The organism is Aquimarina aggregata, assembly GCF_001632745.1.
In the GTDB taxonomy this organism is placed as follows: domain Bacteria; phylum Bacteroidota; class Bacteroidia; order Flavobacteriales; family Flavobacteriaceae; genus Aquimarina; species Aquimarina aggregata.
In genome coordinates this window covers 359,494-377,609 of the sequence record NZ_LQRT01000013.1, presented here as the reverse complement: position 1 = coordinate 377,609, position 18,116 = coordinate 359,494, and the positions used below count along the sequence as shown (strand labels likewise).

Here is an 18,116-nt window from a genome sequence, read left to right as displayed (position 1 = left end):
TTAAACAAACCCTAGTTTACTAAAATTTTTCTGTAATACAGTATGATCATCTACATCTAACCAATTATTTAAAATTGTGGCATATATACTTCTAAAATCAATAGTATATTTAATATCACCATTAGCGTCTAAGTCGGCTAAATTTGGCAATTCGTTATAAATTCCTGGTTTTTTAAGAGCCCCACCAATAACGATTGCATTGTTTGCAGCGCCATGATCTGTTCCTCTACTGCCATTTTGCTTTACACGTCGTCCAAATTCTGAAAAAGTTAAAATGATTGTATCTTTAAACCTATCATTTTTCTTTAGGTCTTTAACTAAGGCTCCTACACCTTCTGAATATACCTTAAGCAATCTATCTTGACTAGTAAGCTGATTGACATGACTGTCAAAACCGCCTAGAGTACTATAAAATACTCTTGTTTTTAAACCAGAAATAATAAAATCAGCTATAGTTTTTAGATGTTTAGCAAATGGGTTTTGAGGATATACTGTGTTGGTTGTATATATTTTAGAAGTTTCATTGATATATGATGCAGAAGAGTAGGTCTCTAGCATGGTTTTATATAAATATCCTTGATTATCTTCGTCTAACATATCTTTTGAAGTGTGTTTAACGATGTTCTTAAAAAAAGGTTCTCTAGTATTATTATGTAATTGATTAGGATCAGAGACTGCAATACCGTTAATTTTGTTTCCTTTCATGGCAAGTGATAAAGAATCGTCGACTTCAATAGCTTGATACGAGTTTTGGCAATTTGCATCTAGATATCTGCCTACCCATCCAGTAGATAAATATTGATTAGTCTGACTTGCTGTTTGCCAAATATCTGTACTTCTAAAATGTGACCGATTTGGATTTGGGTAACCTACATTATTAAGTATTGCTACTTCACCAGAGTCATATAATCGCGCAATTTCTTTAAGACTATCATTAAAAGCTAGGTCGTTCGTGATTTTTAGAGTTTCTGTAGCCTTTTTTGCTATAGAAGGTCTAAGATTGTGGTAAATATCATTGCTAATAGGAATAATACTGTTCAATCCATCATTGCCGCCAGAAAGTTGAATGATAATTACATTTTTATATCCAGATAGTTGATTAGGAGATAAAAACTCCATTCCTTTTAAAAAAGAAGGAATTAGTGTAATTCCTGAAGCAAAAACGGATTGTTTTAAAAAATCTCTTCGTTCCATAATTTAGTAGTTTTAGCAAAGTTGATATTCTGGTAGGCTTAATAATTCTATTACAAAGTTTTTTGTGTTAGTAGAGTCAAGGTTTGACAACACTTTTTTTGCGGCATTTGATACTTTGGGTTGAAGCATAAAATCAATTAATTTGGCTCTGTCTTTTTGTTCTAAGGTTCCTAAAAACGAATTCCAATTAGGAGTAGCTTTTACCTTTTTTTGTATTTGAGAACGGATTTTATTGTAGTTTTTTTGTTGGATAATCATATTTTCTGGCATATCACCTTTTTCATTCCATTCGATAACACCATTGTTTAATAAGATAGAGGTTAATTTTAATCGAAGCATTAATGTAGAATTGTCAATCCAAGTTTTTCCACCTGGCCAACCCGCTACATTGGGAGGGAAAAATAAAGTTTGGTTAAGCTTACGTTGTAGATACAGTAATACCTTGGGGTTATCATATTTTATATTGAATGTTCTGCTAAGTCCTACTAGTAACTCGATAGGTGATTTGATTTTAGAACCAATATTTTCAGAATTATAAAACCAATCACTTTTGAATATAGCTTTGAGTAGTACTTTGATATCATAGTTAGAATTATAAAAAACAGTAGTGAGCTCTTCAATATGTTTATTATTGCTATTTGGACTTACAAAATATTGATATACTTTCTCAGTAATATAACGTGCTGTTTGTTTCTTTGATAATAACATTTTGATAATATCCTCACCTTTAAAATTTCCAGTTTTACCAAAAATGGTCTTAGATTCAAAATCATGATGCTTTTGTCTAAATACAAAATCACCTTCTTTATTAAAATTCCAACCTGTAAAGGCTCTTGCAGCTTCTTTGATATCGGTTTCGGTGTAACCATTATCTCTACCTAAAGTAAATAATTCCATTACTTCTCGGGCAAAGTTTTCATTAGGGTGGTTCTTTCTATTTTGACGATTGTTCAGAAATAATAACATCGCTGGAGATTTTGATACTTGCATTAACATTTCGCCAAAATTTCCTAATGCATGCTTTCTAATTACATTATTTAGGTGAATACATGCACGTGGAGTTTTAAGTCTAACCGAAAAGTGATCATGAAAAAATAATGTCATTTTTTCTCTTAAGACTTCATTTGTGGTTGTTAATTGTTTAAACCATAATAGGTTAAGCTCGTGCATTTTTGTTCTACGAAGCTTTCGTAATTTTTTTCGTTCTTCAGTGCTTAAGTCTTTTTGATTTTTTGATAGTATATCAAAGTTCATTGATAGCGGGCTATTGGAGATACTGTGATCAAAAATTTGATCTACGATGTCTTTTTTGCTATGCGCTCTAATAGATTTTAATGTTTTAGAAGAAATGCCAAATCCAGCTCGCCAATAGAGGTGTTGGATATGTTTGTCAGTTAATCTATCTGCCATGACTATAAGGTTTTATAGTTTAGACTCGATTGTGACGATAAGGTTTAATTTCTTAAATAATATTATAAAAAAAAGGCTTTTCAGATGTATCTGAAAAGCCTTTTTTAAATGTGTTTTTTTGGTTTATTCACATTTTATTTCATTTGTTGTGGCATCAACAGCAGTCGCAGAACCTTCAGTAACTCCATCAGTAAATAATACAAATTTATCAATAGCGTGACCTCTAGATCTTCCAGAAACTTCTACGGTATAATCACCTGCTGTTTCAAAAACAACGAAAATATTGTGACCATCATTATCACTCGTTGAGGATTGCCAGTGCCATGCACTAGCAGTGTTCATATAAATTTTAAACCAACCATCTTGACCAGAACCATTAGGTACTGTTGTGGCTTGTCCTTCACTTTCAGGAATTGGCTCTTGCATTGTTCCTTTAGGATATACAATATTTCCATTTCCTTTTCTTCCATAAAAATGTTTAGCATCGGCTATTCTGAGCCACGAATCATTATGTTCTGTACCATTAGTACCAATAGTAATACGAGATCGCCATATAAATCTATAAGTTCCCGGAGTACTAACTCTAATTTTATAAGTTAATGTACCATTTGCGGGTTGATTAAAGGCATCAGCACCATTCCAAACTAAATACCCTGGTCCAGAAAAATCTGCAGCACTTTTTGTAAGTGTCCAATCGGTATTGTTAAAAACTGCATTTTCAGACTCGATTACAAGTAGACCGTCTTTTTCAACAAAAACTGCTGCTGCTCCACTTTCACATCCGCCATTATTTGGATCTACATCGGGGGTATCTACATCGCCTCCATTAGTATCAGGTGATTGATCATCGTCGCTACTACAAGCGATAAGCATAAGGCTCATTAGTAAGAATAATGAGGAATACTTTAGTGTTTTTAGTGTCATAATTATAAGTTTAGTGAGGTTTTTGTGAATATTAAATGTAGGGAGTTTATGAATATTTTGACAATACATATAGATTGATTTATTTAGAATTAACCAAACGTTATTAATATTGAATCATTTGTTTTAGTGCTTATTCTATTATGGCTTTTTCTGCTCAATAAGATCCCACGTATTGCCATAAAGATCTTTAAAAACGACTACGGTACCATAAATCTCATTTCTGGGTTCTTCTAAAAATGAAACGCCTTTTGATTTCATAATAGTATAATCATCCCAAAAATTATCTGTGTGTAAAAACATAAAAACTCTTCCACCAGTTTGATTGCCAATTGCTTGTTGTTGTTCTGGAGTTGCTGCTTGGGCTAATAATATTGTAGTTTCATTAGTATCAGTTGGTGAGATAAGAACCCACCGTTTTGAATCACTAAGTTTTGTGTCTTCAATTAATTTGAAATTTAACTTTTCTACATAAAATTGAATCGCTTCATCATAATTTTCGACGACTAATGTAACACTACCTAATTTACGATGCATATGTATGATTTAGAAACGTACTGTATCTGGGACTAATCCAGAAACATCACCTCCATTACGAATAACATCGCGAACTATAGAAGAAGAAATATAACTTTTGCCAGATGAGGTCAACAAGAAAACAGTTTCAATTTCAGACATTTTTCTATTTGTATGTGCAATGGCTTTTTCGAATTCAAAATCCCCTGGATTGCGTAATCCTCTTAAAATGAATTGAGCATTTTGTTTTTTACAAAAATCTACTGTTAACCCTTTATAAGTCATTACTTTAATTTTGGGTTCATTTTTAAAAGATTCTTGTATAAATTGTTTTCGTTCTTCAAGAGAAAACATATACTTTTTATCAGCATTAACACCAATAGCTAGTATGACTTCATCAAATAGGGTTAAACCTCTTTCTATAATATCGTAATGTCCCAACGTGATGGGGTCAAATGATCCAGGAAAAACAGCTCTTCTCATTAGTGATTATTAAATAGATATGTACACAAAGATAAATGAAATTATAAATTCTGTTTTATGAGATCACTTTTTTTGATTATTTATAGCCTCTTCTATGGTATTCGTTAGAAGATCTTTAATACTTATTCCAGCAGCTAGAGCTTGTTGAGGTAGAATACTAGCTTCGCTAAATCCTGGATTAGTATTCATTTCAATAAAATAGGGTTCTCCGTTGTGAAATATATATTCGCTACGCGAAAATCCTTTCATCTTTAAAATTTGATATACTTTTAGTGCTAAATCCTTAACTTTTTTAGTGTCAGAATCAGATAATCTTGCTGGTGTAATTTCTTCTGACTTACCTAGGTATTTAGCCTCATAGTCAAAAAACTCATTTTCTGAAACAATTTCAGTGATTGGTAATACAGTATCTTTGCCTTTGTAAGTGATAACACCCACTGATACCTCTGTTCCACTTAAGAAAGATTCTATAATGATCTCATCATCCTCTTTATACGCTACATCAATTGCTGGAATAAGATCGTTTTCGGTATTTACTTTTGAAACTCCATAACTACTACCAGCTTTATTCGCTTTAACAAAACAGGGTAATCCGACAGTTTTTATAATCTCTTCTGTATTAATACTATCCCCTTTATTTAAAAAATAATTAGTTGCAGTTGGGATTCCGTATGGTTTTAAGGTACTTATACAATCTCTTTTATTAAAAGTAAGTGCAGCTTGGTAAAAGTCACAAGCGGTTTGTGGGATTTCGATTAATTCGAAATAAGCCTGTAGTAGACCGTCTTCACCCGGAGTACCATGAACAATATTAAATGCAGCGTCAAAATGAGTTTTAACGTTATTAATGGTTAATGAAAAATCATTTTTATCAATATCGTATTGTTGATTATCATCACTTACATAAGCCCATTTTTCTTTAGTAATGTGTATACGGTAAGGATTGTATAATTCTCTATCTAGGTGTTTGTATACGACATTTCCGCTTTGGATAGATATATCAAATTCACTAGAATATCCTCCCATTACAATGGCAATGTTTTTCTTCATTAAATGATATTTTAAAAACAAAAATATCATTTATCTTATAAGAAAAGCTTAAAACTTTCCGTTTTTATATATTTGTCGAAATTATATACCATTTTATGAATGTAGTTATAAAATTCTTTAGAGATCTTTTTAAGTTTGTATATAGTAAAATATTCTTAATACAACTGGTTATAGCGGTTACAATGCTTGCGATTCTTTCGTATGTCGCTCTGGAATGGTTAGAAAGTACTACAAATCATCACCAACGTATTATTGTACCAAGTTTAAGTAAAAAGAATTTAGATGATGTTGAAAAAATTCTCGAAGAGAAAGATTTGCGATATGAAGTTCAAGATTCTGCTACTTTTAATCCAGATTACCCTAGATATTCTGTTGTAGAGCAAAACCCTGCTGCAGGAAGTGAAGTTAAAGAAAAACGTAAAATATATATCACAATTAATCCTTCAGGATATCGTAAAATAGAGGTGCCTAATGTTGTGTTACAAACAAGAAGGCAAGCAGAACCTAAACTCATTGCCCTTGGTTTTAAGGTGGGTACGATAACATACAAACCTAATATGTCTGATCAAGTGCTAGAATTAAGACATAAAGGAAAAAGAATAAAGGCAGGGACAATGCTTATGAAGACATCGACTATTGACTTGGTAGTTGGAGATGGTAAAGGGTTGAAACTGAATCTATCTAACTAATAAGATACACTATTTTGGAAGAGAATATGGATGCAGCTGGTTTTGACCCTAATGAAGATGATCTCTATGAACATCATAGATTTGTTGCCGGAGCAGGACAAGTGCCTTTGCGAGTAGATAAGTTTTTGATGAATTTTGTAGAAAATGCAACACGAAACAAAATACAACAGGCGGCAAAAGATGGTAGCGTATTTGTAAATGATATTGCAGTAAAATCTAATTACAAAGTAAAACCCAATGATGTGGTTAGAGTTCTGTTTTCTCATCCGCCATATGAGAATCTTTTGACTCCCGAAAATATTCCGTTAGATATTGTTTATGAGGATGATGCGTTGCTTGTGGTAAATAAACCAGCAGGAATGGTAGTACATCCTGGTCATGGTAATTATTCGGGAACTTTAATTAATGCATTAATTTATCATTTTGATAATCTGCCTAATAATAGTAGTGACAGACCAGGTTTAGTGCATCGTATAGATAAAGATACTAGTGGTTTATTAGTAATTGCAAAAACTGAAGAGGCAATGACCCATTTGGCAAAACAGTTTTTTGATAAGACCAGTAAACGCGAATATGTGGCGATTGTTTGGGGTAACATCGATGAAGAAGAAGGGACTATTGAAGGAAATATTGGTCGTCATCCAAAAAACAGGTTGCAAAACACTGTTTTTGAAGGAGAAGATGAGCATAAAGGAAAAGTCGCCGTTACTCATTTTAATGTTTTAGAAAGGCTAGGATATGTAACATTAGTATCCTGTAAATTAGAAACAGGAAGAACGCATCAGATTCGTGTACACATGAAGTATATAGGACATACACTATTTAATGATGAGCGTTATGGAGGCGAAAAAATTCTAAAAGGAACTACATTTACGAAATATAAGCAGTTTGTAGAAAATTGTTTTAAAATTCTACCAAGACAAGCTTTGCATGCAAAAACACTTGGTTTTGTGCACCCAGTAACAGGAAAAGAAATGTATTTTGATACCCCCATCCCAGATGATATGACACAATGTATAGAACGGTGGAGAAATTATGCCAAAAATCAATTATTAGAGTAGTAAATTATTGATTTACTGAAAGTAATCGTTATTCTTATTATTAAAGTGTTTTTGTAATATTAAGTAAAAGTTACTAAAAACTTTATTTTGAAATAAATAGGGATTCCTAAACAATTAATAGTACATTTGCCTTTTAATAATTTATAATGAATAAAGGAACAGTAAAATTTTTCAATGATTCCAAAGGATTTGGATTCATTACAGAAGAAGGATCAAACAAAGATCACTTTGTACACATCTCAGGCTTAATCGACGAAGTTCGTGAAGGAGATGAAGTTGAGTTTGACCTTAAAGAAGGTAAAAAAGGATTAAACGCAGTAAATGTTAAAGTGATTTAATAGATACAAATTAATTTTTTTTAAAGTACAAGCCCATCAAAATTTGATGGGCTTTTTATATATAGTAATACAAGTAATTATGTATGCATAAGCTTATTTTTTGTAAGTTTAGTAAAATCGATGAATAGCCATTAAGATCTTCTCGGCTCTTCCTAGTTCTAATGTTTTAATATATTTATATGTTCTATTTAGATACTGTTGTATTTTAGGGTTGTCTTTATATTCTTTTCGAGTTTCATATAAATCAAGCGCAATTTGTAAATCTTCTGGAGTAAATGAAACTCCTGTGTATTCTTGTAGAACTTGTAGATATGTAAAGCCAAACTCTTGGGTTGGCTCTATCATAGTACCTTCACCAAAGTCATTCCAAGTAATAATTTGAATAAAATCAGAACGTTCATGATGAGTGTAGTTAAGCGTTTCTACAAAAGTATATCCTTGTTTGGTGTCAATACTCCAATCATTTATGCCATCAATCCATCCACCTGCGGTATAAAAACTTTTAAACCCAGGATAAGATGAACCTACAGTGATCTTATTTGTTGCTTCATAGGTGTTGTAATAATAATCATGTGCAAGTAAGTGGTCTTTATCTACCCATAAAAATTCTCCAGTTGCATTAGAACCAACATTGCCCTTTGAAGCCCAGAGTGTTAAGAAATCAGGGCGATTGTCTTCTGGTAAAATGTTAAATACTTGATTCCATTCGTTCTCAGTCGTTAAGTAATTAGGTCCAAATATAAATAGCAGGTTTTTATCATTATGCTTCATGTAGTTAGGGCTTGAAAAGTATTCTTTGTTGATATAAGAAAAATCTTCTTTAACAGCTTCGACAATATCATTTGATAAAGAGGCTTGTGCTGCTAGTGCCGCTGCTCTATCTTCATACATAATGGAAAAGTTCATTCCTAAATCTTCAAGAGTATCTATAAAAGTCTCTGTGGATTTTTTGATCAGTCCATAATCGTGAAGATCTCTGCTACCATACCAATCGAAAATAACACCATCAACACCTGAAAGTTTCATCATTAAAAAGTGATATTCTTGTAAATCAGGATCAGAGGAAGAATAAGGACCAATAAGAGGGTAGTAATATGATGCAATTTGCAAATTACCGTTTTCATCTTTGATTTCAGGATTTTGATTAGTCATTGTCCAATGTTGTCCCCAATACCCGTCAAAATCTTTACTTTGAAACCATGGCATATAATGTACATATACCTTTTTAGGGTTTTCTTTTACGATATCCATACCAGAAATATCTACAATAGCTCCTTGTTTCTCTAAAGCTATAAATTCAAGTTCTTCTTCCAGAACTTTTAATAGTTGGGCATCAGTAAATGTAGAGTCTTGAACAACCTCCTTAATAGATTCATCTTCTATTTGTTGTTCTTTTGAATACATATAATCATCTTCTTTTTCACAAGAATAGGAAAGGATGATCAAAAAAATAATACAAACAATAATCGAATTGGATGGTCTTAACATATTACAATTAACTTTTTATGGATTAAAAAAACGTCTAAACTATTTTGCATTTAAGAAACGAAGTGTGAAAACGCTATAGAATTCATAGATAGCTATATTCTAGAATTCAGTTTTTGACGAAATAGAGGGTTTTTCCTCTTATGTAATACGTTATTGACGTTAAAGGTACATTATAATTTTGTTCTAAAAAAAATATTTTTAAGATTATTTTAACATCGACATCCTTTTCCTACATTTTTAAGATTATGTGTTTTAAAAAGCGTAACCTGTTGTTTAACAGGTTTAAATGGCGATATATCTATAGAAGTGAGCATGAAATTTGATGAAGAATATAGTTTTCTTATAACAGAAAGTAGAGGAGGTATGGGCTAACTATATCGATAAATTTAATAATATGAAAGTAGGTGAAAAAGAAAAAGGCTACTCTAAAAAAGTAGCCTTTTGAAAAAAAATAGTAGATCTTATTGAACTGCAAACTTGAAGACTGCAGAGTTAGATTCGTTTCCAACTTCATCTCTAGTTACAATTTGCCAAAAATATAGTTTGTTTGACTCTACCACAACATCTTTGGTTGTTATAGTATTGTCTACTGTCGTTTCTATTTTGGTTGCAGGGGGATTGTCTTCTCCAAAATAAATATCATATTCTTTGATGTCATTATCATCATCTTTTCCTGTCCAATCTAAAGTCACCAAGGTAGTTGGTGCTAAAGAAGCATTTAGTCCTGGGTTATTTGGAGTTGCAGCATACGGTACAAAAGATATTTCTGCAATTCCGGCTGCAGTAAATGTTTGCTCACTAGATTCAGCGGTTTCTGTTGTTCCGTTTTTTGAAGCAACTACAACCCAGCTATAATTGGCTCCAGGAATTATGTTATCAATATCCAAAACGATATCAGTGGTGGTAGCAGTAATACTTTCATTTCGAGTTGTACCATCAACTTCGTTTTTTAGAGAAACTTCGTACATGTTATCAACGACACCTGTCCAACGAAAAGTAATGGTATATGTTCTGTTTGTGTCTCCAGGATTACCAGTTAAGTCTTTAGCTTCTGTGCATAAAGAATTATTTTCAGGAAATACTAAACTAGCTGCTGTGGGCGGCGTGACAGGTGGATCAGGAGCAGGGCTATCACTATCAGAACTACATGCAGCTATTACTAAACAGGATGCTATATATAAAAATATCTTTTTCATTATTTTGTAATTTTAAGTGTTGTTGATGAATTTGAAGTATTCACAATGACGAAATACATACCAGATGTCAAATCTTGCAAGTTAACTTGAGATATTCCATTTGTTGAAGTTGAAGATTTTGAGATCACTAATTTTCCAGCAATATCAAATATTTCAATATTCGTGGTTCCCGAAGTATTTGTTTCAATAGTAAGATTATCTACTACAGGATTGGGATAGGCAATAATCGAATCTCCAATTATTATTTTTTGATCGAATTTACCTTGACACTCTTTTTCACCTTGAACTTGTAAATTGTTTACTCCATCTTTAAGGGACAAAGTCAAACTGTTTTCTGTAGTGGTAAATTCATTACCATTAAGATTAATTTTAAATTCATTACTTCCAGACAGATCTAAAATTACTTGTTTAGCAGTTTGAAAAACTCTAGTACTTGCTTTAAGGTTTTCAGGTTCAGAAATAACAATTTCAAAATTAAAAGTATCTTGAGAATTAGTATCTGTAATAACTAGATTGTAAGTACCAGCATCTAAATTTTCAATACTTATATCCTTAGTAAAGTTTATACTAGCAGCACTGTTTATTTGATAAGAATAGGCACCATTTGCTAGTGCAGAAATTTCAATAATCCCATTATTTTCAGAAGCACAAGTTTCTCCAATGCTTTTTACTGTAAATTCAGCTAAAGTAAATTCTCGATATGTAATAGTAACAGTCCCTGTGCCACTTAATGAGGTTGCAGTTTCTGTAACTTGATATGTAATAGCTGGAGGATTTGCAGAAAATTGAGTATTCGGTGTAAAAGTTAAGACTCCTGAAGATTCGTTGTATGCCCAATCTCCTAACACACCAGCACTTAACGTGTTTTCGACAGTTGTTGTACTAGGGTCTAGATCTACAGTAACTCCAGATGGATTTAGTGTTGTGCCATTACTGGTGGTATCATTATTTAATATAGAAATAGAAACTACACCAGGATTATTATCGGTACTTGAGTCATTATTTATTGCTGGTGGTTGAATATATTCAAAATTAATAGTAGCCTCATCTGATAGGCTATTAGCTATCTCTGTAAGTGAATATGTAATATCAGTAGGGTTAGCTGTAAAACCAGATAAAGGGACAAAACTTACTATTCCATTGGTGGCATTATATGACCAGGTACCTTCATTAGCGACAATAAGCTCTGTTTGTTGACCAGTTGTAGTTGTATCTAAGTCAACGGTAACTTCAGAAGCAATAGGTGTTGAACCATCTTCTTTTTTATCGTTAGTTAGAATATTAAGGCTTATTGTTGTTCCTCTGGGGTTATTTTCACTAGTATCATCAACAGCATCAATATTAGGCTCGATTACTCTAAGCTTCAAAGTAGGGTCAGGACCTCCAATAAACTGTGGATCATCTCCAGGAGAATTGATAAAAATTGGCACTTCATAATCACCTACCGGTAAAGGTCCGCTTAATGTTATATTAAATGTACCAGCAGCTGTAGTCGGTGCGCCAGGACGTATAGATGCAAACCCACCAGTGACACCTGTAGTACCTGCACGCAGGTTAAAATCAACGGTTTGGCTTGATTTAAGAGTTGCATATTCTACATCAATAGAGAAAGAAGTTTGAGTATTTGTTATGATTAAGGCAATTTCATCAGATTCAGGGTTGGTGAGTACAACAAAGGCTTCATTACTTGTGAACTCAAAAGAATCAATATTGAATAACTCTCCTGCGGCACCACTATATTCAAAACGAAGTTTACTTAAACCTCTTTTGTCAAGAGTAATTGTCCCAGTAAAATCCTGAAAAGTAGTAACGCCTCCTGTATCTGTTATAGTTATTGTTGTCAGTTCGTTAGTACCGCTAAATATTTTGACTGTACCGCCTCCGCCAGCAGGAGTACTAGCTCTAACAGTAACATCAAAACTACCTGGAACCGAAACATCAACGTCGTATGTTGATGAGTCACCATTATTAACAGAGTCAATAATAGTACCATTCACATTGGTGCCATTATTTACAACAAACTCTTCGGCTTGCACTATTCCAGGAATATCTATAGCTAAACAAACGTTTTCAATATCATTTAAACATCTATCATCACTATTGTCTACAAATCCGTTCACAGGTCCACAACTTTGGATAGTAACATTTGGGTCTCCTAGTCCGTCACCATCTTCATCTGCATATAATGTAGTTTCTGTACAGGGACCTTCTTCAGTTTCAAGAGATAAAACAACTGATGCAATTCTACCTCCAGCCTGAGTATATCTAACCGTCACTGTATTGTTTCCATCACTTATAATGTTGTGAGGTACATCTAATTCTAAAACACCAAAAAAATCAGCCCTTCCGGTTTGGTCATTACCTTTCCAATTTGAAGGAATTGTTAATGTTGTACCATTAAACGTAACTTCACTAGGTAATCTATCTAAGTTAGTAGGCGTAGTACTTCCTACTCCTGTTGTTATCGGGATACCAACACCAAGACGAAGTGTAGCGTCGCCAGAAGTACCTTTTACTACTCCATCTATTGTAAATGTTTTTGGGTCATTAGCGGTAATTATAACAGTAGGCGCTTTATCTACAGAAGCTTGAGTCGAGGTACCATAATATTTTTTTCGAATAATACTACTGGTAAATTGGATAGCAGTGTCATACGTTATTTTTAGCATTCTAGTTTCTCCTACTTTTAAGGTTACACTAGAAGGTAATGTGTTACTGTCTGTTCCTGGTTCATAGATTGGCGTATTTTGACCATTTATCACTAAAAAGGACGTGCTAACATTTGTGACAGTACCAGTAGTATTAAGAAAGTTTAAATTTACTGCTTTATCAGCACTGTCTAAATTATTTAATGCAACATAGGCTGTATTACCATCAACAAAAGCTTGAACTTGAACATCTAAATTGTCACTAGTAATTCTGGCACGATCACCTTTGACATCTTTCCAGAATTTGAAGAAATTTTCTTTAAACGTTAGTACAAACTCATCATTTCTAAATAAGCCAGTGTTAGGATCTCTTACCGATAATACTTCGGTTGGACGTAAATAGGCGGGTACATATGGTTGCGGAGTTCCATCACCGCCATCAGCATTAAAGTCATTATAAAAGAAATCTGCACGACCTGTAATAAAAGGGATACAAATTTCAATATTATCTTGACGTTCAAAAAAGTTAAACAACATACTATTCAGTCCGTTTATTGTAATAGCAGCAGCGGATTCATTATAAAATCCAGGTGCGGGTCCAAGAGGGAAATCTCTTTCAATCACACCAAATTCTGTTATAGCTAGTTTTTTAGGTTCTCCTAAAACTTCATCGGTATAGGCTTCTAATAAATCTAGTATAGCTTCCGAATTACTTCCGGATCGACCATTTGATTGTCCAATTTGATTTACACCATCATAAGGGTGTACAGAAAGTGCGTCAATATCTGCGCCAGCTACATCTATAAAAAGTTTCATGTGGTTTTGCCATGTCTCACTAAAATCTCTTCTTGCATATGATGGGAAAGCACTAGAAAAACCTATTACCTTCATTTTAGCTAATTCAGGAGTATTATGTATACCTCTTGCCATGTCACGAAACCATTCACTCATTTTTCGAACTACATCCTGACCGGTTGGCGCAGCAGCATTGATAAAGTTATTTGCCTTTATAAAGGGTTCATTAAAAGGTTCCCAATACTCAGGTCTATTATTAGTGTCAACGACATCAACAAAGTATCGTGCTGCAGAAATAGCACCTGTCGTAGGATCAGAATCTGCGGTCCATGAACTTGCAGGGTTACTGGTAGCAATAAACCTTCTAACAGGCCTTACAATACCATCAGAAGTAGCAGGTGTAGTTGGATAGTTTCCTATAGGATTTACAAAACTTCTATCAGAATGAGGGTCAAAAAAACGACGACCAAATCCAAAATTGTTGTCTTTCAAAAAAGTAGGGAAAGCAGGTTCTTCACTTGCATTATGAAGGTTAAAATATTTTGATCGGTCAAGATTAGATTCTTCTCCTAAAAAACGCTGTTTTTCAAGATCAATAGAAACATTGACAGTTTGGGCAAAAATACTGTAGCTTACTAATAGAAAAGTTAGCAATAGTAGTTTTGGGTATAAATTATTCATACATTAAGCTTTAAATTTAATTACACAAATAAAAATTATTTTTTAGATAGTCGTTTAACTATATGTTCTTATTGTTAAAACATATGGTTTTCTTAAGTATAAGACTTCTTTTTTGTGTTAATGGCTTCGATTAACTCATAGATAGGGTTAAATGTTGCCTTATGTTAAAATGGCTTTATGATTTAATATAAATATCTGGGCAGTATTTACGAGAAAACAAACGCAAGAGTAGTAACAAATAGGTGCTAAATTAAAGATGTCTTTAAGATAGAAATTCTTAATGTAAGTATAGATAATCAATACTATAATAGATTTTAATAAAGCGTAAGTAATATTATTTTTAGTAGCATAAACTTTTTGTCATGCAAACGAATCGAATTGGAGTTATACTTTATGTTAAAAAATATAAAGAGTGTATCTTTTTTTATGAAAAAATCTTGAAACTTGAAATTTTATTTCAAAATGATGTCTTGACTTGTTTTGATCTATTTGGAACGTATTTAATGGTTGAAATTGAGGATAGAAGTGATTATTTAGTTCTTGCTTCGGGACATTTAAAAAATTTTAGTTGTATACGTATTAATGTCGATAGGGTGGATGGTATTGCTAATACGCTTAAAAAAAATGGTGTTGATGTGGATTATCAGGAACATTCTTGGGGAACAGTTGCAAAATTCTTTGATCCCGATGGTAATCTTATAGCTTTTAAAGATGAAGAAAGTTTCATTCACCAAATTAATGACTACAAGAGTTGAATTAAGAATAACTTTTTTAAATACCTAAATAGATAAGAAATACTTAATTCGGTTTTTATAATCCAAGCACTATTGTATTTTTGATACAAGAAAAAGAAAATATATACAAATGAAAATCGTTATTTCTCCTGCCAAATCATTAGATTTTGAAACTACATTACCTACTCAGCAATATACAACACCTTCTTTTTTAGAAGAAGCAGAGAAATTAAACGCAGTACTTCAGAAAAAGACACCAAAAAAGCTGTCAGAATTAATGGGTATTAGTGATAAACTGGCTCAACTTAATTGGCAGCGTAACCAAGATTGGCATATTCCATTTACTGCCGATAATTCGAGACCAGCAGTTTACGCTTTTAATGGTGATGTTTATACGGGATTGGATGCTTATACAATACCCGAAAATAAATTAGAGATATTACAAGATAAATTAAGGATATTATCTGGTCAATACGGAATTTTAAAACCTTTAGATCTTATGCAACCTTATAGATTAGAAATGGGAACCAAACTTAAAATTGGGAGAAAAAATAATCTATATGAATTTTGGAAAAAACAACTTACTCAAACTTTGAATGAAGAACTAGACGAGAACGAACTATTTGTAAACTTAGCAAGTAATGAATATTTTAGTGTTATAGATACCAAAGCATTAAAAGTGCCTGTGATTACACCACAATTTAAAGATTGGAAAGGAGATAAGCTAAAAATGATAAGTTTCTTTGCCAAGAAAGCCAGAGGTATGATGGTACGTTATATTATCGATACCGGAGCAGAAACAATAGATGATTTAAAAGGGTTCAATTACGATGGCTACGGTTTTAGTGAAGAGAATAGCACAAAGCCTAATGAAATCGTTTTTATACGATAAAATATACCAATAGATCAAGCTTTTGTTTGATTTCATAAATTGAAATTATATACTAAACCTATAAATGAATAGCCTTGCAGTATTAAACTGCAAGGTTATTTTTCTTTTAAAAGATGCATCTAATTTTACTATCTTCACTTTTTAGTATAGAAGATAAATCGTTAGATGCAAAAAATTATTACTATTCTTGATAGAATCGGTGAAAAGATAGGAGAACTGGTTAGTTGGGTAGCTGTGCTGCTTGCCATTTCGATAGGGTTAGATGTTATTCTTCGTTACATTTTTCAGTTTACTTATGTTTGGATGATAGAAGTAGAAATATATCTGTTTGGGATGATGTTTCTATTGGCCTCAGGTTATACATTTAAATATAGGAAACACGTTAGAGTAGATATTTTTTATGCTAAACTTTCAAAAAAAGGAAAAGCATGGGTGGATCTTTTAGGAGGTCTTTTTTTATTAATTCCGTGGTGTTATGTAGTTATCGTTTCTTCATGGTATTATGGATTGTCTTCTTTTGTGATAGGTGAAACTTCTCCTCAACCGGGTGGATTGCCAGGGTTGTATGTGCTTAAATTTTGTATTACGCTTGGGTTTGTTTTTCTTTTGTTTCAAGGAATATCACATATCTTAAAGTCAATTCAGGTCATTTTTAATACCGATAATTAATGGAGTATTTGGCAATAATTTTATTTATACTAATTTTTATACTCATTCTTAGAGGTTACCCCGTTGCTTTTACTTTAGGAGGTATTTCTGTTGCGTTTGCGTTTGGGGTATCTATTTTGGCTCCAGAAGTTTTTCAGATGTCTACTTTTTATTTACTTCCTTCTCGTATTATGGGGGTCGTTAATAATTATGTGCTTATGGCAGTTCCCTTATTTATTTTTATGGGGATTATGCTTGAAAAGTCTGGTCTAGCACAGAGTTTGTTAGAGACAATGGCAATGATGTTTGGAAGAGTTCGAGGTGGATTGGCAATTTCTGTAGTAATAGTAGGAGCCTTGCTAGCTGCTTCAACAGGAATTGTTGGAGCAACGGTAGTGACAATGGGATTAATTAGCTTGCCGACAATGTTAAAAAGAGGGTATAAAACCGAACTAGCTACAGGAGTTATTGCTTCTTCAGGTACTCTAGGACAAATAATACCACCTTCGATCGTATTAGTATTATTGGCAGATACGATTAATAGTTCTTCAAGAGGAGCTGTATCTGTAGATGTTGGTGCTTTGTTTTCTGCAGCTTTACTTCCAGGAGGGATATTGGTTGTTCTATATATTGTTTACATTCTAATTAAATCGTCTATCCATAAAGACGATGCTCCCAGTATTCCAGCTAAGGAAATAAAGGCATTTAGAGGAGAAAATTTTGGAATAAAAATCATTAAGGTATTGTTCTTACCAATTTTGCTTATTGCATTAGTGTTAGGATCAATTTTTACGGGAATAGCCTCGCCCACAGAAGCATCAGCGATAGGTGCGATAGGAGCCACTGTTTTAACCATTTTACAAAAGAAATTTTCTCTTAGTATTTTAAAAGAAGTAGCACAAGAGACAGCAAAACTTACATCAATGGTATTCTTTATACTTCTGGGAGCTACGACTTTTACTTTAGTATTCAGAACATTAGGTGGAGATTCGTATTTGCAGGAATTAATTATGTCTTCGAACTTAACGCCGTTATTGTTCTTGTTATTGGTAATGGTTGTGATTTTTATAGCAGGTTTTTTTATAGACTTTATAGAAATTGTCTTCATCATTGTTCCTGTTGTTACTCCAATATTTAATGCCTATGGTATGGATATGTTATGGGTAGGTATACTAATCGCTTTAAATTTGCAGACATCATTTTTGACACCTCCGTTTGGATTTGCTTTATTTTATCTTAAAGGAGTAGCTCCAGACAATGTGACAACCGGTCAGATTTATAGAGGGATTATTCCTTTTATCATGATTCAATTAATTATTGTTGGTATAGTAGTGTTTTTTCCGGAGATTATTTTTATCTCGAAGTAATTTTA

At 32.8% G+C, this 18,116-nt stretch carries 16 protein-coding genes; 7 read left to right on the top strand and 9 right to left on the bottom strand.

Annotation, left to right across the window (positions count from 1 at the left end):
- The 6 genes from AWE51_RS12950 to AWE51_RS12925 all read right to left on the bottom strand — a co-directional run bounded on the left by AWE51_RS12950 (position 1) and on the right by AWE51_RS12925 (position 5,574).
- On the bottom strand, positions 1–1,194 hold the full coding sequence (locus AWE51_RS12950) for a DUF1501 domain-containing protein (protein ID WP_066314091.1): 1,194 nt from the start codon (positions 1,192–1,194) through the stop codon (positions 1–3).
- A 12-nt stretch (positions 1,195–1,206) separates the two neighbouring features.
- Positions 1,207–2,604: a DUF1800 domain-containing protein gene (locus AWE51_RS12945; RefSeq protein WP_066314090.1), complete on the bottom strand. Its 1,398-nt coding sequence runs from the start codon at positions 2,602–2,604 to the stop codon at positions 1,207–1,209.
- A gap of 123 nt (positions 2,605–2,727) precedes the next feature.
- On the bottom strand, positions 2,728–3,528 hold the full coding sequence (locus AWE51_RS12940; protein ID WP_066314089.1) for a hypothetical protein: 801 nt from the start codon (positions 3,526–3,528) through the stop codon (positions 2,728–2,730).
- A 138-nt stretch (positions 3,529–3,666) separates the two neighbouring features.
- Positions 3,667–4,062, bottom strand: a complete 396-nt coding sequence (locus tag AWE51_RS12935; RefSeq protein WP_066314088.1) for a VOC family protein — start codon at positions 4,060–4,062, stop codon at positions 3,667–3,669.
- A gap of 9 nt (positions 4,063–4,071) precedes the next feature.
- On the bottom strand, positions 4,072–4,524 hold the full coding sequence (gene coaD / locus AWE51_RS12930; RefSeq protein ID WP_066314087.1) for a pantetheine-phosphate adenylyltransferase: 453 nt from the start codon (positions 4,522–4,524) through the stop codon (positions 4,072–4,074).
- Positions 4,525–4,587: 63 nt separating this feature from the next.
- A complete protein-coding gene (locus tag AWE51_RS12925) occupies positions 4,588–5,574 on the bottom strand; it encodes a D-alanine--D-alanine ligase (protein WP_066314086.1) in 987 nt (328 codons plus the stop codon).
- 95 nt (positions 5,575–5,669) lie between these two features.
- Between AWE51_RS12925 and AWE51_RS12920 the strand changes: the two genes are divergently transcribed.
- The 3 genes from AWE51_RS12920 (at position 5,670) to AWE51_RS12910 (ending at position 7,662) form a co-directional block, all read left to right on the top strand.
- The gene (locus tag AWE51_RS12920) at positions 5,670–6,263 is read left to right on the top strand and encodes a PASTA domain-containing protein (protein WP_066314084.1); all 594 of its coding nucleotides are present in this window, start codon (positions 5,670–5,672) and stop codon (positions 6,261–6,263) included.
- Positions 6,264–6,289: 26 nt separating this feature from the next.
- Positions 6,290–7,324, top strand: a complete 1,035-nt coding sequence (locus tag AWE51_RS12915) for an RluA family pseudouridine synthase (protein ID WP_066314651.1) — start codon at positions 6,290–6,292, stop codon at positions 7,322–7,324.
- A gap of 146 nt (positions 7,325–7,470) precedes the next feature.
- On the top strand, positions 7,471–7,662 hold the full coding sequence (locus AWE51_RS12910; protein WP_066314082.1) for a cold-shock protein: 192 nt from the start codon (positions 7,471–7,473) through the stop codon (positions 7,660–7,662).
- Positions 7,663–7,770: 108 nt separating this feature from the next.
- On the opposite strand, the gene AWE51_RS12905 is transcribed toward AWE51_RS12910, so the two are convergent.
- From AWE51_RS12905 to AWE51_RS12895, 3 genes are all read right to left on the bottom strand, one after another.
- Positions 7,771–9,150 (bottom strand): glycoside hydrolase family 71/99-like protein, encoded by a 1,380-nt coding sequence (locus AWE51_RS12905; protein ID WP_066314081.1) that lies wholly within the window; start codon positions 9,148–9,150, stop codon positions 7,771–7,773.
- 461 nt (positions 9,151–9,611) lie between these two features.
- The gene (locus AWE51_RS12900; protein WP_066314080.1) at positions 9,612–10,346 is read right to left on the bottom strand and encodes a hypothetical protein; all 735 of its coding nucleotides are present in this window, start codon (positions 10,344–10,346) and stop codon (positions 9,612–9,614) included.
- Entirely contained in the window at positions 10,346–14,470 is a 4,125-nt protein-coding gene (locus tag AWE51_RS12895; RefSeq protein ID WP_066314076.1) for a T9SS type A sorting domain-containing protein, read from the bottom strand. The genes AWE51_RS12900 and AWE51_RS12895 overlap by 1 nt, the downstream gene beginning before the upstream one ends.
- A 362-nt stretch (positions 14,471–14,832) precedes the next feature.
- On the opposite strand from AWE51_RS12895, the gene AWE51_RS12890 reads away from it, so the two are divergent.
- The 4 genes from AWE51_RS12890 (at position 14,833) to AWE51_RS12875 (ending at position 18,111) form a co-directional block, all read left to right on the top strand.
- Positions 14,833–15,225, top strand: a complete 393-nt coding sequence (locus AWE51_RS12890) for a VOC family protein (protein WP_066314074.1) — start codon at positions 14,833–14,835, stop codon at positions 15,223–15,225.
- Positions 15,226–15,334: 109 nt separating this feature from the next.
- Complete coding sequence (gene yaaA, locus AWE51_RS12885) at positions 15,335–16,096, top strand: peroxide stress protein YaaA (RefSeq protein ID WP_066314073.1); 762 nt, start codon at positions 15,335–15,337, stop codon at positions 16,094–16,096.
- 165 nt (positions 16,097–16,261) lie between these two features.
- Positions 16,262–16,765 (top strand): TRAP transporter small permease subunit, encoded by a 504-nt coding sequence (locus tag AWE51_RS12880; RefSeq protein WP_066314072.1) that lies wholly within the window; start codon positions 16,262–16,264, stop codon positions 16,763–16,765.
- Complete coding sequence (locus AWE51_RS12875; RefSeq protein ID WP_066314071.1) at positions 16,765–18,111, top strand: TRAP transporter large permease; 1,347 nt, start codon at positions 16,765–16,767, stop codon at positions 18,109–18,111. Before AWE51_RS12880 ends, AWE51_RS12875 begins: the two co-directional genes overlap by 1 nt.
- Positions 18,112–18,116: the final 5 nt, after the last annotated feature.